Origin of the sequence: Paenibacillus glucanolyticus, assembly GCF_037333485.1 — a bacterium.
Classification (GTDB): domain Bacteria; phylum Bacillota; class Bacilli; order Paenibacillales; family Paenibacillaceae; genus Paenibacillus_AQ; species Paenibacillus_AQ glucanolyticus.
Genome location: NZ_CP147845.1, coordinates 2,980,599 through 2,998,177, shown reverse-complemented (window position 1 = coordinate 2,998,177; position 17,579 = coordinate 2,980,599). Strand labels below are relative to the sequence as shown.

General features: G+C 49.8%; 14 protein-coding genes and 1 riboswitch. Of the genes, 3 read left to right on the top strand and 11 right to left on the bottom strand.

Features of this window, described 5'->3' with window-relative positions:
• Position 1 precedes the first annotated feature (1 nt).
• From WDY75_RS14260 to WDY75_RS14215, 10 genes are all read right to left on the bottom strand, one after another.
• Positions 2–1,075: a Gfo/Idh/MocA family oxidoreductase gene (locus WDY75_RS14260; RefSeq protein WP_063480611.1), complete on the bottom strand. Its 1,074-nt coding sequence runs from the start codon at positions 1,073–1,075 to the stop codon at positions 2–4.
• 69 nt (positions 1,076–1,144) lie between these two features.
• The gene (gene mglC, locus WDY75_RS14255) at positions 1,145–2,164 is read right to left on the bottom strand and encodes a galactose/methyl galactoside ABC transporter permease MglC (protein WP_006210554.1); all 1,020 of its coding nucleotides are present in this window, start codon (positions 2,162–2,164) and stop codon (positions 1,145–1,147) included.
• A complete protein-coding gene (locus WDY75_RS14250; protein WP_063480610.1) occupies positions 2,161–3,699 on the bottom strand; it encodes a sugar ABC transporter ATP-binding protein in 1,539 nt (512 codons plus the stop codon). Before WDY75_RS14250 ends, mglC begins: the two co-directional genes overlap by 4 nt.
• A gap of 95 nt (positions 3,700–3,794) precedes the next feature.
• Positions 3,795–4,847: a galactose ABC transporter substrate-binding protein gene (locus WDY75_RS14245; protein WP_063480609.1), complete on the bottom strand. Its 1,053-nt coding sequence runs from the start codon at positions 4,845–4,847 to the stop codon at positions 3,795–3,797.
• Positions 4,848–5,009: 162 nt separating this feature from the next.
• Positions 5,010–6,008, bottom strand: coding sequence for a substrate-binding domain-containing protein (locus WDY75_RS14240; protein WP_063480608.1), 999 nt, complete (start codon positions 6,006–6,008; stop codon positions 5,010–5,012).
• Entirely contained in the window at positions 6,001–7,791 is a 1,791-nt protein-coding gene (locus tag WDY75_RS14235; protein WP_063480763.1) for a sensor histidine kinase, read from the bottom strand. Before WDY75_RS14235 ends, WDY75_RS14240 begins: the two co-directional genes overlap by 8 nt.
• A gap of 49 nt (positions 7,792–7,840) precedes the next feature.
• The gene (locus tag WDY75_RS14230) at positions 7,841–9,475 is read right to left on the bottom strand and encodes a response regulator (RefSeq protein WP_063480607.1); all 1,635 of its coding nucleotides are present in this window, start codon (positions 9,473–9,475) and stop codon (positions 7,841–7,843) included.
• Between the two features lie 211 nt (positions 9,476–9,686).
• Complete coding sequence (locus WDY75_RS14225) at positions 9,687–11,045, bottom strand: MATE family efflux transporter (protein WP_063480606.1); 1,359 nt, start codon at positions 11,043–11,045, stop codon at positions 9,687–9,689.
• A 310-nt stretch (positions 11,046–11,355) separates the two neighbouring features.
• Positions 11,356–12,516, bottom strand: a complete 1,161-nt coding sequence (purT, locus tag WDY75_RS14220; RefSeq protein ID WP_063480605.1) for a phosphoribosylglycinamide formyltransferase 2 — start codon at positions 12,514–12,516, stop codon at positions 11,356–11,358.
• An 85-nt stretch (positions 12,517–12,601) separates the two neighbouring features.
• Positions 12,602–12,682, bottom strand: a riboswitch (ZMP/ZTP riboswitch).
• A 66-nt stretch (positions 12,683–12,748) separates the two neighbouring features.
• On the bottom strand, positions 12,749–13,624 hold the full coding sequence (locus tag WDY75_RS14215; RefSeq protein WP_063480604.1) for a LysR family transcriptional regulator: 876 nt from the start codon (positions 13,622–13,624) through the stop codon (positions 12,749–12,751).
• A gap of 111 nt (positions 13,625–13,735) precedes the next feature.
• On the opposite strand from WDY75_RS14215, the gene dapA reads away from it, so the two are divergent.
• The 3 genes from dapA to WDY75_RS14200 all read left to right on the top strand — a co-directional run bounded on the left by dapA (position 13,736) and on the right by WDY75_RS14200 (position 16,719).
• Positions 13,736–14,629 carry a 4-hydroxy-tetrahydrodipicolinate synthase gene (gene dapA, locus WDY75_RS14210; protein WP_063480603.1) on the top strand — a complete coding sequence of 298 codons (894 nt, stop codon included), beginning with the start codon at positions 13,736–13,738 and terminating at the stop codon, positions 14,627–14,629.
• Positions 14,630–14,796: 167 nt separating this feature from the next.
• Complete coding sequence (locus WDY75_RS14205) at positions 14,797–16,236, top strand: ATP-binding protein (RefSeq protein ID WP_063480602.1); 1,440 nt, start codon at positions 14,797–14,799, stop codon at positions 16,234–16,236.
• A gap of 27 nt (positions 16,237–16,263) precedes the next feature.
• Positions 16,264–16,719 carry a hypothetical protein gene (locus tag WDY75_RS14200; protein ID WP_063480601.1) on the top strand — a complete coding sequence of 152 codons (456 nt, stop codon included), beginning with the start codon at positions 16,264–16,266 and terminating at the stop codon, positions 16,717–16,719.
• Between the two features lie 308 nt (positions 16,720–17,027).
• Here WDY75_RS14200 and WDY75_RS14195 read toward each other — a convergent pair whose 3' ends face one another.
• Positions 17,028–17,549 (bottom strand): GNAT family N-acetyltransferase, encoded by a 522-nt coding sequence (locus WDY75_RS14195; RefSeq protein WP_063480600.1) that lies wholly within the window; start codon positions 17,547–17,549, stop codon positions 17,028–17,030.
• Positions 17,550–17,579: the final 30 nt, after the last annotated feature.

Genomic DNA, 17,579 nt, shown 5'->3' with positions numbered 1-17,579 from the left:
CTCATACACCTCCCGTTACATCAGCCAGCCTCACCGTCTCCTTGCTCTCCACAGATCTTGCAATCGCCGCCATCGCCCGCATGGCGGCAACGCCATCCTCCAGATTGGCCCCCTTCATGGGTGCTTGGCCCAGAATCGTATCTGCAAAGCCCTCAACCTGAAGCTTGAAAAAATGCGCGTCTTCGCCAAGCGGTCTGTGATAACAGCCGTCACGTGCCGAGAACACCTCAACATCGCTTGACTTAAAGAGCCACGGATTGTAGGTTTTGCCGAGAATGCTTCCGTGTTCGCCGTATATTTGAAAGCCTTCATGCCAGTCCATCCGCACGGCAACCGTTAAATCCAGATGTCCGATAGCACCCGAGGCATACTGAACCGTGACAAACCAGTTATATGCATCGAATTTCTGCGTGTTCCAAGCCGTAACACTGACCATCTCTCCTCCTAAAAAGCGCGCCGTATCAACCAGATGGCTGCCATGGGTGAGCATGAAGTATCGCAGTTTATCGAGCTTCGGATTGCCTTCCGGTCTCAATGCGTTCGGACTCAGCTGCACCATCGGCTGCACGTTCTCCGTGACCGTGTAACGGTAGGTGGAATCGCAATACCATGCTTTCACAGCCAGCAGTTCACCCATCTCTTGATCCATGAACTGCTTGGCGTAAGCGATTCCCGGATCAAATCGTTTCATGTTGCCGACTTGTACCACAGACCCGGAATGCTCGGCTCTACGCAGCAATTCCTCACACTCCTCTACGGTGACACCGAGAGGCTTCTCAACCAAAACATGCTTGCCTGCTTCGATGGCTTTAAGTGCAGCTTCAACATGAAACTGGTCTGCGATGCCAATGATGACCGCGTCTACATCCGGATCGGCCAGCATCTTGTCATAGTCGTTGAAGGTCTGCGCAGGCTGATGGATTTCGGCCATCCTCCTGAGCAAATCCTCAGCCACATCACATATGGCGTACAGCCTTGCGTTGCGCGCTCTTCTGCAAGCTTCAAAATGCCCGTACTGCGATATGGGACCGCAGCCCAGCACACCGATATTCAGTCGCTTCTGATCCGTAATCATGACAGCACCTCCTGTAGTTGATGATTATTAAAAAAGCCGCGGGATATACTCCAGCGGCTGCATTTTCTTTTATTTTTTTGCCATATACTTTCGAATGTCAAAGGCAACCGCTGCTACAATAATAAGTCCTTTGATAATCAATTGCCAATAAGGACTCACACCGATAAAGGTCAAGCCGTAATTGATGACACCGAAGATAAGCACGCCAGCCATCACGCCCGGAACCGTGCCGATACCCCCGGCAGTGGATACGCCGCCAACCACACACGCGGCAATGGCATCCAGCTCATACATATTGCCATAGTTGTTGGTCGCACCCCCGGTTCTGGCAGCCTCCAGCACGCCGGCAATTCCATACAGCGCCCCGGAGATGGCGTAGATCGCTATGAGATTTCGGGCTACGTTAATGCCGGATACATGCGCAGCCTGAACGTTGCCGCCAATGGCATACATATTTTTGCCGAGCCGGGTTTTATTGAATATAACCCAGCAGACAAAAGCCACAAACACGGCAATAATAACGATGTACGGAAGAGAGTATCCACCACCGAAATCGATGTATCCACTTCCCCACACGGTAAAATCGGGCCTTAAACCGCCAATCGGCTGGGATTGGTTCGGCTCCATATCAAAATAGATGGAATTGATGCCGTAAATGCCGACCATCGTGCCGAGTGTCGCAATAAATGGCGGCACATGCAGCTTGGCTACAATGAAACCGTTAATTAAACCAACGATAAGCCCCGCCAAGATGCCGATAAGAATCGGCATGAAGACCCAAACCTGAGGGAGATCCGGAAAGAAACGGTTGGCATAGACATCCGTTTGGAGCATCGATGCCGATACAACGGCACTTAAACCTACGACCCGTCCAGCCGAGAGATCCACCCCGCCAGTAATCAGAATGAATGCCGCGCCAAGCGCGATAATTAACCTGGTAGAGGATTGCTGCAGAATATCCCTCAATGTGGAGAAGGCCAGAAAGTTAGGATCTGCTACGGCAATCCCGATCACGAGCAATATCAATACAACGAATATGGCGCGCTGCGCCAAATAATCTTTAACTTTAACGATGACTTGCGTATTCATCGATCTTCCCCTCCTGGATCAGCTGACCGCTGCTGTGCGGCAAGCCGCATGATTTCCTCTTCGCTAGCCTCATGCCCCTCAAGAATTCCCGTCATCCGCCCTTCACTCATCACCATGATCCGGTCGGACATCCCCAGCAGCTCGGGCATTTCAGAGGAAATCATGATGATGCTCTTCCCTTGCTTGGCCAGCTGCGTAATGATGGAATAAATCTCGAACTTCGCACCGACATCGATTCCACGGGTAGGCTCATCCAGAAGCAGAATCTCAGGCTCCGTGAGCAGCCATCTTGCCAACAGCACCTTCTGCTGATTGCCGCCGGACAGATTCCGAATCTGGGTATTCACCGACGGCGTTTTGGTTCTCAGCTTCTCCACATTCCTTCGGGCATCTTCCATTCCTTTACGTTCATTCAACAGAAATGCCCAATTCTGATACCTTCGAAGATTGGCAATGACCGTATTCTCGTAAACCGAGAGAACCGGGAAAATGCCGGTTGCTCTCCGCTCTTCCGTCAAAAGTGCCATATTGTTTCTCTTGGCATCGGAAGGTGATTTGATCTTCACCTGCTTGCCGTTAATCGATATCGTTCCGGAGGCGATCGGACGAAGCCCGAACATGGCTTCAATCAGCTCCGTCCGCTGCGCACCAACCAGGCCGCCAATGCCCAGAATCTCACCTTTTCGGAGCTCAAAGGACACATTCTGGAACGATTTCGGATTCGGGGAACTCAAATTGTGAATCTTCATCCGGGTATCTCCGGGAACATTCGTGCGTTCAGGATAACGCTCCGTCAAATCCCGCCCCACCATGCGGGTAATAATCAAATCGGTTGTCAGTTCACCTGCCTGCCAGGTACCGACATATTTGCCATCACGCATGATGGTCACATCATCGGATATCCGCAGGATTTCTTCCATCTTGTGCGATATATACACAATCGACACGCCCTGCGACCGAAGCCTGTTCATAATGCTGAACAGATGCTCCACCTCATTGCCCGTCAGAGATGAGGTCGGTTCGTCCATCACAATCACCTTGGAGTGGTAGGACACGGCCTTGACGATTTCAAGCGACTGGATCTTGGATACAGAGAGCGCACCCGTCCTTGCCTTGGGATCAACATCGATATCAAGCTCACGGAACAGCCGGAGCGTATCGATAGCCATCTGTTTCTCATTCACAAATTTGAAAGGCCAGAAACCCATCATCGGAAATCGGCCCAGCCATATATTCTCCATCACATTGCGGTGCGGCACCGGATGGAGCTCCTGATGGATCATGGATACTCCATAATTTAACGCGTCCTTGGAGCTGTTAATGGTTACCTTGCTGCCATTCAAATAAATATCGCCGGCATCCGGCTTATAAATGCCGAACAAACACTTCATCAGCGTTGATTTGCCTGCCCCGTTCTCACCCATGAGAGCATGCACGGTGCCAGGCTTTACCTTGAATGTCACATCATTCAACGCCTGAACTCCTGGGAAAGCCTTCGATATATTCCGCATCTCCAGTACGTACGATTCTGTCATCCCTGGATACCTCCTTCGCCTGCCGGGCCAAAAAAAGCCGAATATAAAGGGACAACGCTACGAATAGCCGCTGCCCCTTTCATATAACCCTGCCATTATTTCGCGTCGGCGATATTGTCCTTCGTTATTTTTTTGTAAGCGATCCAGACATATTTGCCATCGGTAATGTCAAAGCCGGTGTTATCCTTGTTCGGCGTTTCTCCCTTGGAGAGTGCCGCAGCAATCGCTACTGAAGCTTTTCCCTGGCTCTTTGCATCGTTAAGCACCGTACCGAGAAGTGTGCCGTCTTCAAGCGCCTGGATTGCAGGAGCCGTTGCATCTACGCCGACAACAGGCATGTATTTGTCGCCGCTGAAATATCCCGCTGCCTTCAATGCTTCAATGGCTCCCAGCGCCATATCGTCATTGTTCGCGAGAACCGCTTCAATTTTGTCGCCATGGGATGCGAGGAATGCCTGCATCTTTTCCTGGCCCTTTACGCGGTCCCACATCGCGGTATCTACCGCAAGCGCTTCCACTTCGATGCCTGCATCTTGAATCGCCTGCACGGAGAATTTGGTTCGAAGCTCCGCGTCCTGATGGCCCGGTTCGCCCTGCAGCAGCACATACTGGAGTTTGCCATCCCCGTTCTTGTCTGCCTTCGGATTCGCCTTCCAATAATCCACGATGAGCTGACCGGAGATTGTGCCGGATTCCTCCGCCTTCGCCCCTACGTAATACACCTTATCCCATTTGTTCATATCCTCTGCGATCGGTTCCCGGTTCAAGAAAACAACCGGTGTATTAGCCGTCTTGGCCTTATCAATAATGACGCCGGCAGCTGTCCGATCCACCGGGTTGATGATCATGGAGCTGTATTTTTTTGAAATAAACAGGTCGATTTTCTCATTCTGGGTAGGCTGCGCATTTTGACTATCCACGATATCCAGCTTAGCCACGCCATCAGCCGCGTCGGACATTGCATTACGCACACCCGTCATGAACGTATCGTCAAATTTGTAAATCGCCACCCCCACTTGGGGCGTGCTTCCGCTCGCTGCTTCACTTCCCTTGCTTTCACCGCCGGTTGAACTGCTTCCGCCGTTATTGCATGCCGCCGTGGTCAGCATCATGCCCGCCATAAGGACAAACAACCATTTTTTCTTCACCTGGGTTGACCTCCCTGATTCATTCGATGATCAGCGATGTGTACGGCCATCCATTGCCGCATTTCACTGTCTATCGCCATTATGCCGTAACGGATGGCACATTCGAATTCAAAATCCTCATGTTTTCTATCAAAATCCTCATCACTTTTTACAGTTGTGGAATTACTTCACAAATGGAAACAACACCTTCTGATTATCCATCCAGAACATGTTATCCGCATCAATGACCTTGGTTTCAAGCACGATCGGCTTGTCATATCTGGAGCCGTCCAATACTTTCACCGCCTGTTCTACTCCCAAATAACCTGTGCTGAAGCCATTCTGTACCACCAGCTTGTGAATGACGCCATCCTGAAGAAGCTGCAGCTGCTCCAGATCGCTGCCAAATGTGACAATCTTGATCCTCCCCTGCTCCTTGCGCCGAGCAACTTCTTTGGCAGCACCTAGGGATGCCTGAATATCCAGTGCCAGAATCCCGTCGATGGCATCCCGGTCAAGCAGCTGCTTGGCTGCCTGCCAGCAAGCATCCTCACGCTTGCCGCATGCGGCGCCATCCGCAATTTGAATGCCGCTGATATTCGACAGTACTTGCTTGGCGCCTTCTTCGCGAGCAATTAAGTCCGGATCTTCCCTGTCCGATCGAAGGATGGCCACTATGCCTGCTCCTCCAAGCAGGTCTGCGAGCTGCTGCCCCGCCTGGCGTCCTGCCGCTTCGTTGTTGATTGCAATGGCGGCCATCACACCTGTATTCATGCGGGCATCATTTAATGCAATCACCGGGATCCCCGCTGCTGAAGCCTTCACGCCGAGGTCCTTCAGCACAGCTTCGGATGCCGGGTCAACCAATATGGCAGAAGTGCCTCTCTCCAATGCCTGTAGCGAGACTTGAAGCTGCTCCGCTTCATCGTCACTTGGCTCAAGGGCGATATAATCCAGCTCAAACCTGTATTCCTTGGCAGCCGCTTCGGCACCCAAACGGATGGCATCGCCCTGTTCTTCGGCGTGTACGGGTGCTACGAGCGCAATATGCCGCAGTTCGCTCTCCTCATCCAAGGGTGGCTCTGACGAACATGAGGTTAAGAACATTAGTGATAAGAGAACCGCAATGAAACAGACGATCGGGACATGCGGTAACCGAATTGAAGTAATCCTCTTAATCATCCTCGCGCACCTCCTCGATATTATCGTGAATGACAGGAATCTGAATGCGAACGGTCGTGCCCGCTTCCAGCTCACTCTGAAACTCCAGACCATACCGATGCCCATAATACAACCGGATACGATCGTGAACATTTCGAACGGCTACACCGGAGCCGGCCGTATTGACAAATTTGGCGGGATTCTGCTCAGGCCATTCATCGTCCAAAATTCCTTCAACGACCTCGGGAGCCATTCCTACCCCGTTATCCGCAACCGTCAGTTCCAACACGTCTCCCCGTACGGCTGCCGTTACGGAAATATGTCCCTGATCCACCAAATACTCGATGCCATGCACGATAGCGTTCTCAATTAAAGGCTGAAGCACCAGCTTGAGGGTATAACAAGACTGTGACGCTTCATCGGCCTCGATTGTAAAATCAAACTTCTGTTTATATCTCATCTGTTGAATGGTCAAATAATGCCTTGCATGCTCCAGCTCTTCCTGTACGCTGATGGATGTTTTTCCTTTGCTCAGGCTCAAGCGAAACAGCTTCGACAAGGAGGTAATCATCGTAATGACCTCCTCCTTCTTGCTCATGCCCACCATGCGGACAACCGAATTCAAGGTGTTATATAAAAAATGCGGGTTGATCTGCGCCTGTAATGCTTCCAGTTCATACTTTCGCTTGGATTCCTGCTCCTTCACAATCTGTTGCATCAGCTGCCTGATCTTGTCCAGCATCAGATTGAATCGGCTGGACAGCTGCATGACTTCGAGCGGCCCCTGCATCGGAAGCTCTACATTGAAATCGCCCCGTTCCACCGCTTTCATGGTTCTGCCCATCCGGCGGATAGGGCGTGTAAGCATTGCGGAGAGAATCAGCGACACGACGATGGCAAGCACCAGAACGATTGCGACAACCTGAACCAGATAGCGGTTGACCTCTTCTCTCGTGGTCATGATCTCGTCCAGATAAGACACACCAACGATTTTCCAACCAATGTTAACCACCGACTTCACGGTGTTCAGCCGCTTGATCCCGTCCGATTCGTCAATGTAGCTGTCGGAGGATGTGAGCGCCCTCTCCACGCTCTCATTCCGAAGCCCCATATAGATTAACTGCTGCTGGGGATGGTACACGATATTCCCGGCGCCTTCATCGATGATGTACGCATACCCCCGCTTCCCTAAACTTATACGGCTGCTAAGCTCATCAATGCTCTTGAAATTGATATCCACGAGCAGGATGACGTACATGGGCTCCCCATTATGAACGACCGTAATGCCTTTGCTCATTGTGACGACCCATTGAAACGTATTGTCGTACAGATTCTGCACATGGGGCAGCGAGAAGCTCAAATGATTCGACACCCTCATGGCCGAGTGAAACCAGCTCTGCTCCGTCACCCGGGCGCTTGGTTTGACCGGCACGGCCGGATGGTTCCGCAGCATTTCTCCCTGCTCATTGAATAATGCGATGGAGACGATATCATCCCGGCTTCGCATGATCGTATCCAGCTGTTGGGTCACCTCTTCATCGTCCCATTGCCCGTCCGCGAGCATATTATCCTCGATAGCCCGGTACAGCTGCGCCATTCCATCCACATAATCCTCCAGATTATAGCTAACCTGATCGACAATCTGCTGGGCATTCAGAAATACGCTTTGCTCTGCCGAGCGCGAGAATTTGTTGAAGAGCAGCACGGCTACGACAACCACAATGAGCAGAATAAATGCGGAGAACGACCACATGATGATGGATTGTATGCTGTATGTGCGAAATCGCCTAACCCAGCGCTGCATGGCCGGCTTTGCCGAATATCGCTTGGAATACGTGATTTTCACCTGTGTCCTACCCCCTCGCTTGCGCACGGTATTCCTTGGGTGATATACCAACCTGCTTCTTGAAGCAGAAGCTGAAATAATTCGGATCGGCATAACCGACGCGCTCTGCAATCTCAAAAGCCTTCAGATCCGAAGAACGCAGAAGCTCCTTCGCCGTTTCCATGCGCAGCTGCATTAAATACTGAACATACGTCATTTTGATCTCTTTTTTGAACACGCCGCTAAAATAGCCTGTACTGATGTGCAGCTGCATGCACAGCTTCTGCAGAGAAAGCTCGGGATCCACGTAATGCTCCCGGGTATATTGAAGCGCCTTCTCCACGATGTCTTTATAGGAGTGCTGTCTGGAGCTGGAAATATGCTTGCGGATGGTCAAACTGATGTCAAGAAGCCACGCTTTGGCTTCCTCCAGTCCGGAAAATTTAAAAATTTCAGCGTGCAGCTGAAACCCTGCCCCGAACAACTCCTCCATTTCAATTCCCGATTCCTTGGCTGTTCGCAATATGGAAGTGACCACTTCCAGCAGGTAGACCTGAACCTCATGAATGGTGCAGGAGGCACCAATCAGCTCATCAAATATGTGCGAAATCGCTTCACTCAACTCTTCCGCAGTACCCAGCTTCAGATTACGAATCAGAGCCTGCTCCTTCAGCTCATCCAGACGAACTCCCTCCTGCCTCGGGCTCTCCACATCATCAATGAAGATGACTTTCTCGGCACCGAGAATCAGTCTGTAATCCAGTGCCAGCAGAGCATCTTGATAGGAATGCTTGAGATCGGACAGATGCCGAACCTTGGAGCCAACGCCTATCGTAACCGACAGCTTCAAGTAGTGAAGGACGCTTTTTAATAGACGGTCCAAAGTGACCTGCAGATCGTTAAACCATGCCTCATCCTCACGCCCGTCATTCGCAGTCAATAACACAATGCTATCCTGATAGATGAATGCGCTTCCATAAGAAAGAGGATCCATGAGTTCTTTGGCTATGTTCAACATGGCGTGCAGCATTAAATCCAGATCGCCTGAATGGCGCAGCGAGCTTGAAGAAGTCTTCTCCTTATCCTCAGCCGCCGGATACAAGGCCAATACCGACGCCAAATAGCAGGCTCCATTCGATGGAAGCCCATAGTTTCGAGTCTTCTCCTCGATAATCGTACGGGGTAATTTACGGGTGAGCAGCGATGCTAGGAACGATTCCCGAAGCAAGGGCAGACTTGTGCGGTAATGCTCCTTCAGCTGTCTTACATCCTCGCGTTCGGCAACCTCCCTATCGATTTTGTCTTTGATCTTATGCAATAGCTCCATGAAGCTGTCCGCAGAGAATGGTTTAAGCAAATATTCATCCACACGGAGCGTAATCGCTTGGCGGGCATAATCAAATTCATCGTAGCCTGTAAGTATGACAATTTTGCATAGCGGCTGATGCTCCCGAAGCCATGCGGCTAACTGAAGTCCGTCCTGAAATGGCATACTGATATCAGTAATGACAACATCCGGCTCGAGTCGCTCTGCAAGTTCCACAGCCTCTCTTCCGTTCTCCGCCGTACCCTCGATGGTGAATCCGCATGCTCCCCAGTGTATTTCCTGAACGAGCCCTTCCCGCACATCGGCTTCATCATCCACTAACAGCATTTTATACAATGCGACCCCTCCTGTTTTCGTCCGTTAATAGTCTTAATGGATCTAAAAAGATCTTACATCGCCGTCCTGCAATTTGGAATGTCTGACTTTTACGTTTTTTTCAAGCCGTTACAAAGTTACAAAAAAAGAACGAATGTGCCTCTGATCAAACAGGTGGATTCCTGTTCCTAGAGTCATCATTCGTTCTCCGTTATCCATTGAATCTTGTTCCTTAAGCATGAACCGGTATCGATGTAGATGCAGCGGGCTTGCTCAACCTCTTGATACTCATATAATAGGCGATGCCGAGCGGGATGACTGCACCTAACCATGCCAGCGGATTAGCCAGGCTTGCACCGAGGAAACCGATCTGTGCGGTCAGGAAGATGGCAGCCAGAACGCGCATGATCAGCTCCATAATGCCTGCCACCGTTGGAATAAAGCTCTGTCCCAAGCCTTGGAGGGTGAAGCGGTATATAAACAACAGCGACAGGAGTAAATAGGTGCTTCCGTTCGATAAGAAGTACAGCCTGCTGAGCGATAGCAATTCCTCCTGACCCTGACCGACAAACAGACTGACCGCGGCAGGACCCGCGAATATGACCAGCAATCCCACGGCGATGCTGAACGATCCCGAGAGCCAAATGCACTGTTTAACCCCCAGCCTGATTCGATCTATACGGTTTGCCCCATAATTCTGAGCCGCAAACGTTGCCATCGTAATGCCAAAGGAGCTCATAGGCTGGGTCGCGAGCATATCAATTTTCTGAGCTGCGGTGTATGCTGCTACGGCGGTTGCACCGAGTCCATTCAGCGTAATCTGAAGAATGATGGCTCCGATCGCAATGATGGAGGCTTGGAAGCCCATGGGAAAGCCGATCCACATATGCTGGCGGATAAATGTCCAGTCTATGGACCAATCCGCGTTCTTGAACTGCAGCAGCGGTACTTTTTTGTGAATATAGATCAGACACAGCAAGCAGGAGAACAGCTGTGATACAACCGTCGCAAGTCCTGCTCCTGCTACGCCCATCTTGAATACAAGAATAAACAGCAGATCCAGTACAATATTCAGAATGCTTGCAACCACTAAGAAGAGCAGCGGCGTTCGGCTGTCCCCTAGCGCTCTGAGCAGATTGGCCAACAAGTTGAACAGAACGGCTGCGCCAACACCCCAGTTGATAACAATCAAATAGGAGTAGGCATCATCCAATATTTCAGCCGGCGTATTCATCATCTCAAGCACCGGTCTCGTAAACATCACACTGACAACGGTTAGAAAAATGGTGAAGACAAGGCTGATCCAGATGCTCGTGCCGACACTTTTACGGATACCTGCGATATCTTTTGCACCGAAGCGCTGAGCCGTTATGATGGACAATCCTGCGGTCAAGCCTTGAGCAAAACCGATGACAAAGAACAAAATGCTGCCTGTCGAACCTACGGCTGCAAGTGCGTCCACCCCAATCGTCCGTCCCACGATGAGTGTATCTGCCATATTGTAAAATTGCTGAAAAACATTACCGATTAAGAGCGGTATCGTAAACATCACGATCAGCTTGATCGGACTTCCCTGTGTCATATCTCTCATGTTATTTCTCCTATGCCTGTAGAGCGTTCTATTTATATGTTGAAATGAATCCCGTGATAAGGCCCCAAATGATGGGATTATCGGGATGTGGACCATCGTATTCCTGTGTATCTTATCATGAACGATCGTAAATTTCTGCATATTTATTATTAATTTTTAAATTACATATACTCGTCTCGGCACCACGGCACGGCAATAGCGAAACGGATGCTCGCGGCTGCTTCCTATAGAAATAGGCCAACCGGGAAGTGCCGGTTGACCTTAGAACATGATCAAGAGGGACAAGCAAGAAGGGTTACACTTTAAGCGATTAAACTTCTTCTACAGCAAGCATCTCCCATGCTTTTTTTGCACGTGAACGTGCTTCTTCTACATGGCTGGCCGTGGACAGCGCAACCGCGACGCGTCTTCCGACCTTGGTTACAGGCTTGCCAAAAATGCGCAGCTGAGTGTTCGGAACGGCAAGTGCCCGCTCAGCACCGGTAACCGTATAATGTTCCAGCTCTTTCGGTGCTTTCAACGGCCGGCTGGCTCCAGGCGTGATCCATTCGATCTCGGGTATCGGATACCCGAGAATGGCACGTACATGAAGCGCAAATTCGGACAGATTTTGTGTGACAAGCGTAACCAAGCCGGTATCATGCGGCCTTGGAGATACTTCACTGAAGTACACTTTGTTCTCGGTCAAGAACAGCTCTACCCCAAACAATCCGAACCCGCCAAGCTCGTCCGTAATCGCCTTTGCTATACCTTTGGCTTCCTCAATCTGCTCTTCCGACATGTTATGCGGCTGCCAGGATTCGATGTAGTCTCCACTCTCCTGGATATGCCCGATTGGCGCGCAGTAGTTTGTCCCACTCACAGAGCGAACCGTCAGAAGTGTAATCTCGGATTGAAACGTAATAAATTCCTCAATGATCACTCTCCCGTTCTGCACCCGGCCGCCTTCCATGGCAATATTCCAGCAGGACGCGATCTCATCTTCTGAGCGGCAGACACTCTGGCCTTTTCCGGAAGAGCTCATAAGCGGTTTAATGACACACGGAAATCCCATCTCCCGCACAGCCTGAACAAACTCCTCATACGTATCGGCAAACCGATAACCCGCAGTCGGCAGCCCCAGCTTCTCCGACGCCAGTCGGCGGATGCCTTCCCGATCCATCGTCAGTTTCGCGGCTCTCGCGGTAGGAATAACGCGGTATCCCTCTTCCTCCAGCTTCACAAGCTCCGACGTTGCCAGCGCTTCAATTTCGGGAACGATCAAATCCGGCTTCTCCTGCTCTATGATCTCGCGCAGCTTATCCCCATCCAGCATATCAATGACATAACTGCGATGGGCGACATGCATGGCGGGAGCATCGGCATAACGATCAACGGCGATGGTTTCAACGCCCAGTCTCTGTGCCTCGATGACAACCTCTTTTCCCAGTTCTCCTGATCCTAGCAGCAGTATTTTATTCGTTTTCAACATCGTTGTGATATCCCCTTTTTTCATAGTTTCAGAGATGATAGAAGTCATTAGAATAATAAAAGAGGTAAGGGAAATAAGCTTCCCTTACCTCTGCCCAGGCGTACGGCCGTTGTCATCCATGTGCTCCCTCATGGTCCCCCATGCTACGCCAGTCACACATAAACCTATACATTGTTAGCTAAATCATACTTAATCTTTCCCTTAAATGCAATATCATCGGACAGAGCTTTTTCTAGGGTTTGGATATCATCATATCGATGAAATCTCTCTGCGCATGCGAGATCCATTTCTTAGGATGTATCACCATCTGTATGTCCAGTCGGATATCCGGATGGATAAAGGGAAGAACAGCCAGCTCTCCCCGCTTGATTTCCGCTTCGGCTACCATGCGGGGCAACAGCGAAATCCCCGAACCGGACATGACATAGCGCTTAATCGCTTCGGGATTGCCTAATTCCAATCCTATACGTAAGGGAACGCCGCGGGCACGAAGGACCTTTTCCAGCATGATACGATAATTGCAGCTATCCTCGGTCATAATCCATTCTACATCAGCCAGATGTTCAAGCTTAATGACGGGATGAACATGCAGAGGATGATTCGGGTGAGCGACCAGTAATAGAGGTTCCTCCCTGATTCGAATCCATGTTAAGGATGAATCAGACGGGTTATGTTCCAGCATGAGACCCATATCGTACTCGCCTTCCCTCACTTTACTCACAATGCGGTCTTCACGATCTGGCTGCAAACGAATGGAAAGATCCTCATATTGATGTCTCAGCCGATGTACGACCGGCGGAAGAAAATAAGCGGCTAACGAATCGATGGTCCCTATCGATAAGGTGCCCCCGCCTTGTTTGGTCAACTTTTCCTTCGACTGCTGGAACAGGTCCAGCATATGAACTGCATACTTCAGAAGCTCCTCTCCGGACTTCGTCAACCGCAGACCTTTGCCGTATCGCTCAAACAGCTTGACGCCATATTCCTTCTCCAGCTTCTGAATCTGAGTGGTTACGCTGGATTGAGCATATCCTAACTCCTCCGCAGCTTTCGTGAAACTTTGACGATCCGCCACTTCCTTGAATGTTTGCAGGTAGATGAGTTCCATCTCGCTCTCCTTATCAATAATATTGATAATATTTATCTATTATTATAGATAACACTGATTCTGATTGCCATGATACAGTATAACCACAACCAATGAAATGGAGGAAGGGCCATGTTGAATGAGCAGCAGCTGCATGGAATTTATGTGCCTGTCATTACACCCTTTTCACAGGATTATGAGCTGGACCTTATTTCGTATCAACGTTATGTAGAGAACTTGTTAACCCATGACATTCAGGGTTTGGTCATCAACGGTACGACCGGCGAGGCGCCAACGGTTACGTGGGAGGAGGTTGTTCGGCTTACAGGGGAAACCCGGAGAATTCTGGGCAAGCGGCAATTGCCGCTGGTCATCGGTACAGGAACGAACGATACGGTCTCCAGCGTGAAACGGACGGAACAGGCAGCGCTTATCGGTGCCAATGCCGTATTGGTAGTCACACCTTACTACAGCCGTCCTTCAATAGAAGGGATCATGGAACACTTCCGTCAAGTGTCCGAGGTCGGTATACCGGTTATCTTATATGAAGTTCCTTCGCGTACAGGTATCCGGCTGCCGGTCGATGCCATAAGAAGAATCATGGATCTGCCTGGTGTGATTGGCATGAAGGATAGCACCTCAAGTACGGAGTTAATGAAGGAATTATCACAGAATCGTTCGAAGCCTGTTCTTTGCGGGGATGATATTCACTTCCAGGAAATGCTGTATCATGGCGCTTCCGGCGGGATTCTGGCGTCTGCCAACGTGAATACCGAGGCCTACATTCACATGTATCAATTAGCTGCCCAAGGGGACTATTTTAGGTCTGAACTGGAATTTGAAGTGCTGATTCCGTGTATTCAGAAGCTGTTCGCAGAATCTAATCCCGCTCCACTCAAATGGCTGCTCGCCAAGCAAGGGCTCATCTCTAATGACACTCTTCGTCTGCCGATGGCACCCATTTCGGAGGAGCTAAAGCTATCCTTTGAAAAGGTCCTGCGAAATCTGTTCTTTCACACGCGTTGAGCAGTAAGTTGCTCTAAGAAAAAGGCAAGGAGGATTTGTTGCCTTGCCTTTTCTGTATGGCGGGCAGCCAAAGCCAAAGATCAATAGAATAGGATTGATGAAAGATAGGGACCAACATATAATATGGGTAACTTCGATCCTTGCAGATATTTGAGAGGAGACTTGCAGTGCTGCCCTATCCCAACCAAAATCCTGATTTTGCTTTTGAACAAGCTGTAATTGGAATGGCAATTGTTTCACTTGATGGAACTCTACTTAAGGCCAATACGGCACTAAGTGATCTATTGGGTTACACGCAGCAAGCGTTAACTGCCGGGGCGCAGCAAGCGGAAAGCATACGCATGCTATTGAATTGTATCGTTCAGAACGTAAAGGCATCTCAAGATCATCAGCAATCCATAAACCCTTTTGAACATACCTATCATCATCCAGAGAAGCACAAGCTCTACCTCAACATACATACCGGGATTGAGCTGGATACGGAGAAGAATCCCAAGTCGTACTGGGTACAGCTTGAGGATCGAACCCTGCACCGTCAGCTTATGGAGCAGCTCGAACAGAAGGAACAGAAACTCATCGAGAAAGAACATACATTCCTGCAGCTGCTGGAGATTCTCCCCCTCTCTGTACTCATCACCAAGAAGGGTATTGTCCAGTACGTTAATCCCGCAGCGCTCAAAATGGTAAAAGCCACGCATCCCCGTGATGTTCTTGGCATTTCAACAGATGTAGTGGTCGATGTATCGTCTCATAATGACCTGATCAAGCGCCGTATGCGATATGAGAAAGATGGGGTTATTGGAAGCGTCAACTATCTGATCCGCTGCCTGGACGGGCAAGAGAAGATTGTCAGCGGCTGCACGATAATGGTCCATTATGAAGGTGATACAGCCGCCTTGGGCATCTTCAAAGACATCACCGAGCAGCGGATGGAAGAGGACCGCGTAATGCAGTCTGAGAAGCTAACGACCGCTGGACAGCTGGCCGCAGGAATCGCCCATGAAATCAGGAATCCGTTAACATCCATTAACGGATTCGTGAAGCTGCTGCGATCTTCGGAAAGCAGCAACGAGCTATATTTTGAAATTATTGAATCGGAGCTTAAACGCATTGAGCTGATTGTCAACGAACTGCTGGTGCTCTCCAAGCCGCAAGGGGTTCATGTCAGCGGTCCAATCGAAGTACTGCCGATTCTGGAGCAGATTATTACACTGATGAAGGTTCAAGCCGCACTCAAAAATATCGAAATCATTCCTCATTACCCGGATGTCCCGATATCCGTTCAGGGTGAGGTCAATCAGCTTAAGCAAGTCTTTATCAATCTGCTGAAAAATGCGATGGAAGCGATGAATCAAGGGGGAACCATCACCGTAGACATGCTGCGCAGCGGCCACAATGTTCAAATTGTAGTGCAGGACGAAGGGATTGGGATGACTCCTGAGCAGATCCAATCCTTGGGACAGCCTTTTTTCACAACCAAAGATACAGGAACGGGACTCGGTCTCATGATAACCAAGAACATTATTCACAATCACGGCGGAACGATGAACGTGGAGAGCGTGCCTGATCATGGGACAACCTTTACGATTCAATTACCCGCCTTATGAAATCACCCAATATTGGAGGAATACGGTATGGATAATCAGAATCCAAATACCCATAAACAATTTGCAATGGACTGCTTCAATCAGGTGTGGGATATCTTAGAGAACAAACAGCGTACACCCCAAGAGGAAGAGGACATGATTCATATGTGTCACAGTTCTTTCTGGCATTGGACCCGGGTCGAGGATCATACACAGCGCAACCTTTCGATTGGATATTGGCAGCTCTCCAGAGTGTATGCGGTAGTGAGGCAAGGCGATCAAGCGCTGCGTTATGCCAAGCGCTGCATCACCATTGGCTCATCCGCAAGTCTCGAACCGTTCTACATCGGATACGGGTATGAAGCGGAAGCCCGTGCCTATCTGGTCTTAGGGGATAAGGAGCGCGCTCTGGCATCCAAAGAATCGGCAGGATTGTATCTGGATAAGGTCACTGAACAAGAGAGCCGAAACATGCTGGCCCTTGATCTGGACAGCCTGTCATAACTTTTGTCCTTCTCTTCGCAGAATCGATCATCGGAATGGCGAAACGGATTGTAGCCAATATAATAGAAGATCTCCCGTAATTTAAAAAAAGGGATTATCCTGCGCCTGCTCTGGTACGCGCTCCGGGAGGCTGGCGAAGGGCTGGCCTTCATCTCCACGTCTTCTGCCATGATCATGGCGCTTTTCAACGATGTCATATACTCATTCTCATATCCAGGGCAAACCTTTCGATACAAATCAAACAGCCCAATATATCTCATTGTCAATCATGAGATATATTGGGCACATATTATATTATCGCAAAAAAACTATGACATGGTTTCCCATTCAGACCTTAACATCGCATAATAATACTCATCCCACCACACATCGCCTTGGGGAATGCACTGCTTAAAATGCCCTTCTCTTCTCATACCCAGCTTCTCCATCACGCGGTAGGAGGGGGTATTCTCTGGCTGGCACGTCGCAATAATCCGGTGTATGTTCAGTACCTCGAAGCCATACTGGAGCACTGCTCTGGCTGCTTCCGTGGCATAGCCCTTATTCTGATAGGATGAGTTGAAGATCCAGCCGATTTCATACGTAAGCTCCCCGAACCAGGGATGGAACACGATATGACCGATCACTTGCTGTTCCATCTTCAACATAACCGCGTATTTTCTAGCTTGATCTCCCCTGTTTTCGGACAAAAATAACTTCACTGTCTCCTGCGTAAACACCGCTTCCGGCATATACTTCATCACAACGGGGTCTGATGTATATAGAAGAACATCTTGCCAGTCGCCCGGTTCAAACTCGCGAATAACCAATCTTTCTGTAACGATATGCATTTGCCATACTCCTCTTCCAGTTGTATTTAA

Coding starts and splice junctions, on each gene's coding strand:
- WDY75_RS14260 (WP_063480611.1), bottom strand. CDS start 1,075: ATGATTACGGATCAGAAGCGACTGAATATCGGTGTGCTGGGCTGCGGT.
- mglC (WP_006210554.1), bottom strand. CDS start 2,164: ATGAATACGCAAGTCATCGTTAAAGTTAAAGATTATTTGGCGCAGCGC.
- WDY75_RS14250 (WP_063480610.1), bottom strand. CDS start 3,699: ATGACAGAATCGTACGTACTGGAGATGCGGAATATATCGAAGGCTTTC.
- WDY75_RS14240 (WP_063480608.1), bottom strand. CDS start 6,008: ATGATTAAGAGGATTACTTCAATTCGGTTACCGCATGTCCCGATCGTC.
- WDY75_RS14235 (WP_063480763.1), bottom strand. CDS start 7,791: ATGCAGCGCTGGGTTAGGCGATTTCGCACATACAGCATACAATCCATC.
- WDY75_RS14225 (WP_063480606.1), bottom strand. CDS start 11,045: ATGAGAGATATGACACAGGGAAGTCCGATCAAGCTGATCGTGATGTTT.
- purT (WP_063480605.1), bottom strand. CDS start 12,516: ATGTTGAAAACGAATAAAATACTGCTGCTAGGATCAGGAGAACTGGGA.
- WDY75_RS14215 (WP_063480604.1), bottom strand. CDS start 13,624: ATGGAACTCATCTACCTGCAAACATTCAAGGAAGTGGCGGATCGTCAA.
- dapA (WP_063480603.1), top strand. CDS start 13,736: ATGTTGAATGAGCAGCAGCTGCATGGAATTTATGTGCCTGTCATTACA.
- WDY75_RS14200 (WP_063480601.1), top strand. CDS start 16,264: ATGGATAATCAGAATCCAAATACCCATAAACAATTTGCAATGGACTGC.
- WDY75_RS14195 (WP_063480600.1), bottom strand. CDS start 17,549: ATGCATATCGTTACAGAAAGATTGGTTATTCGCGAGTTTGAACCGGGC.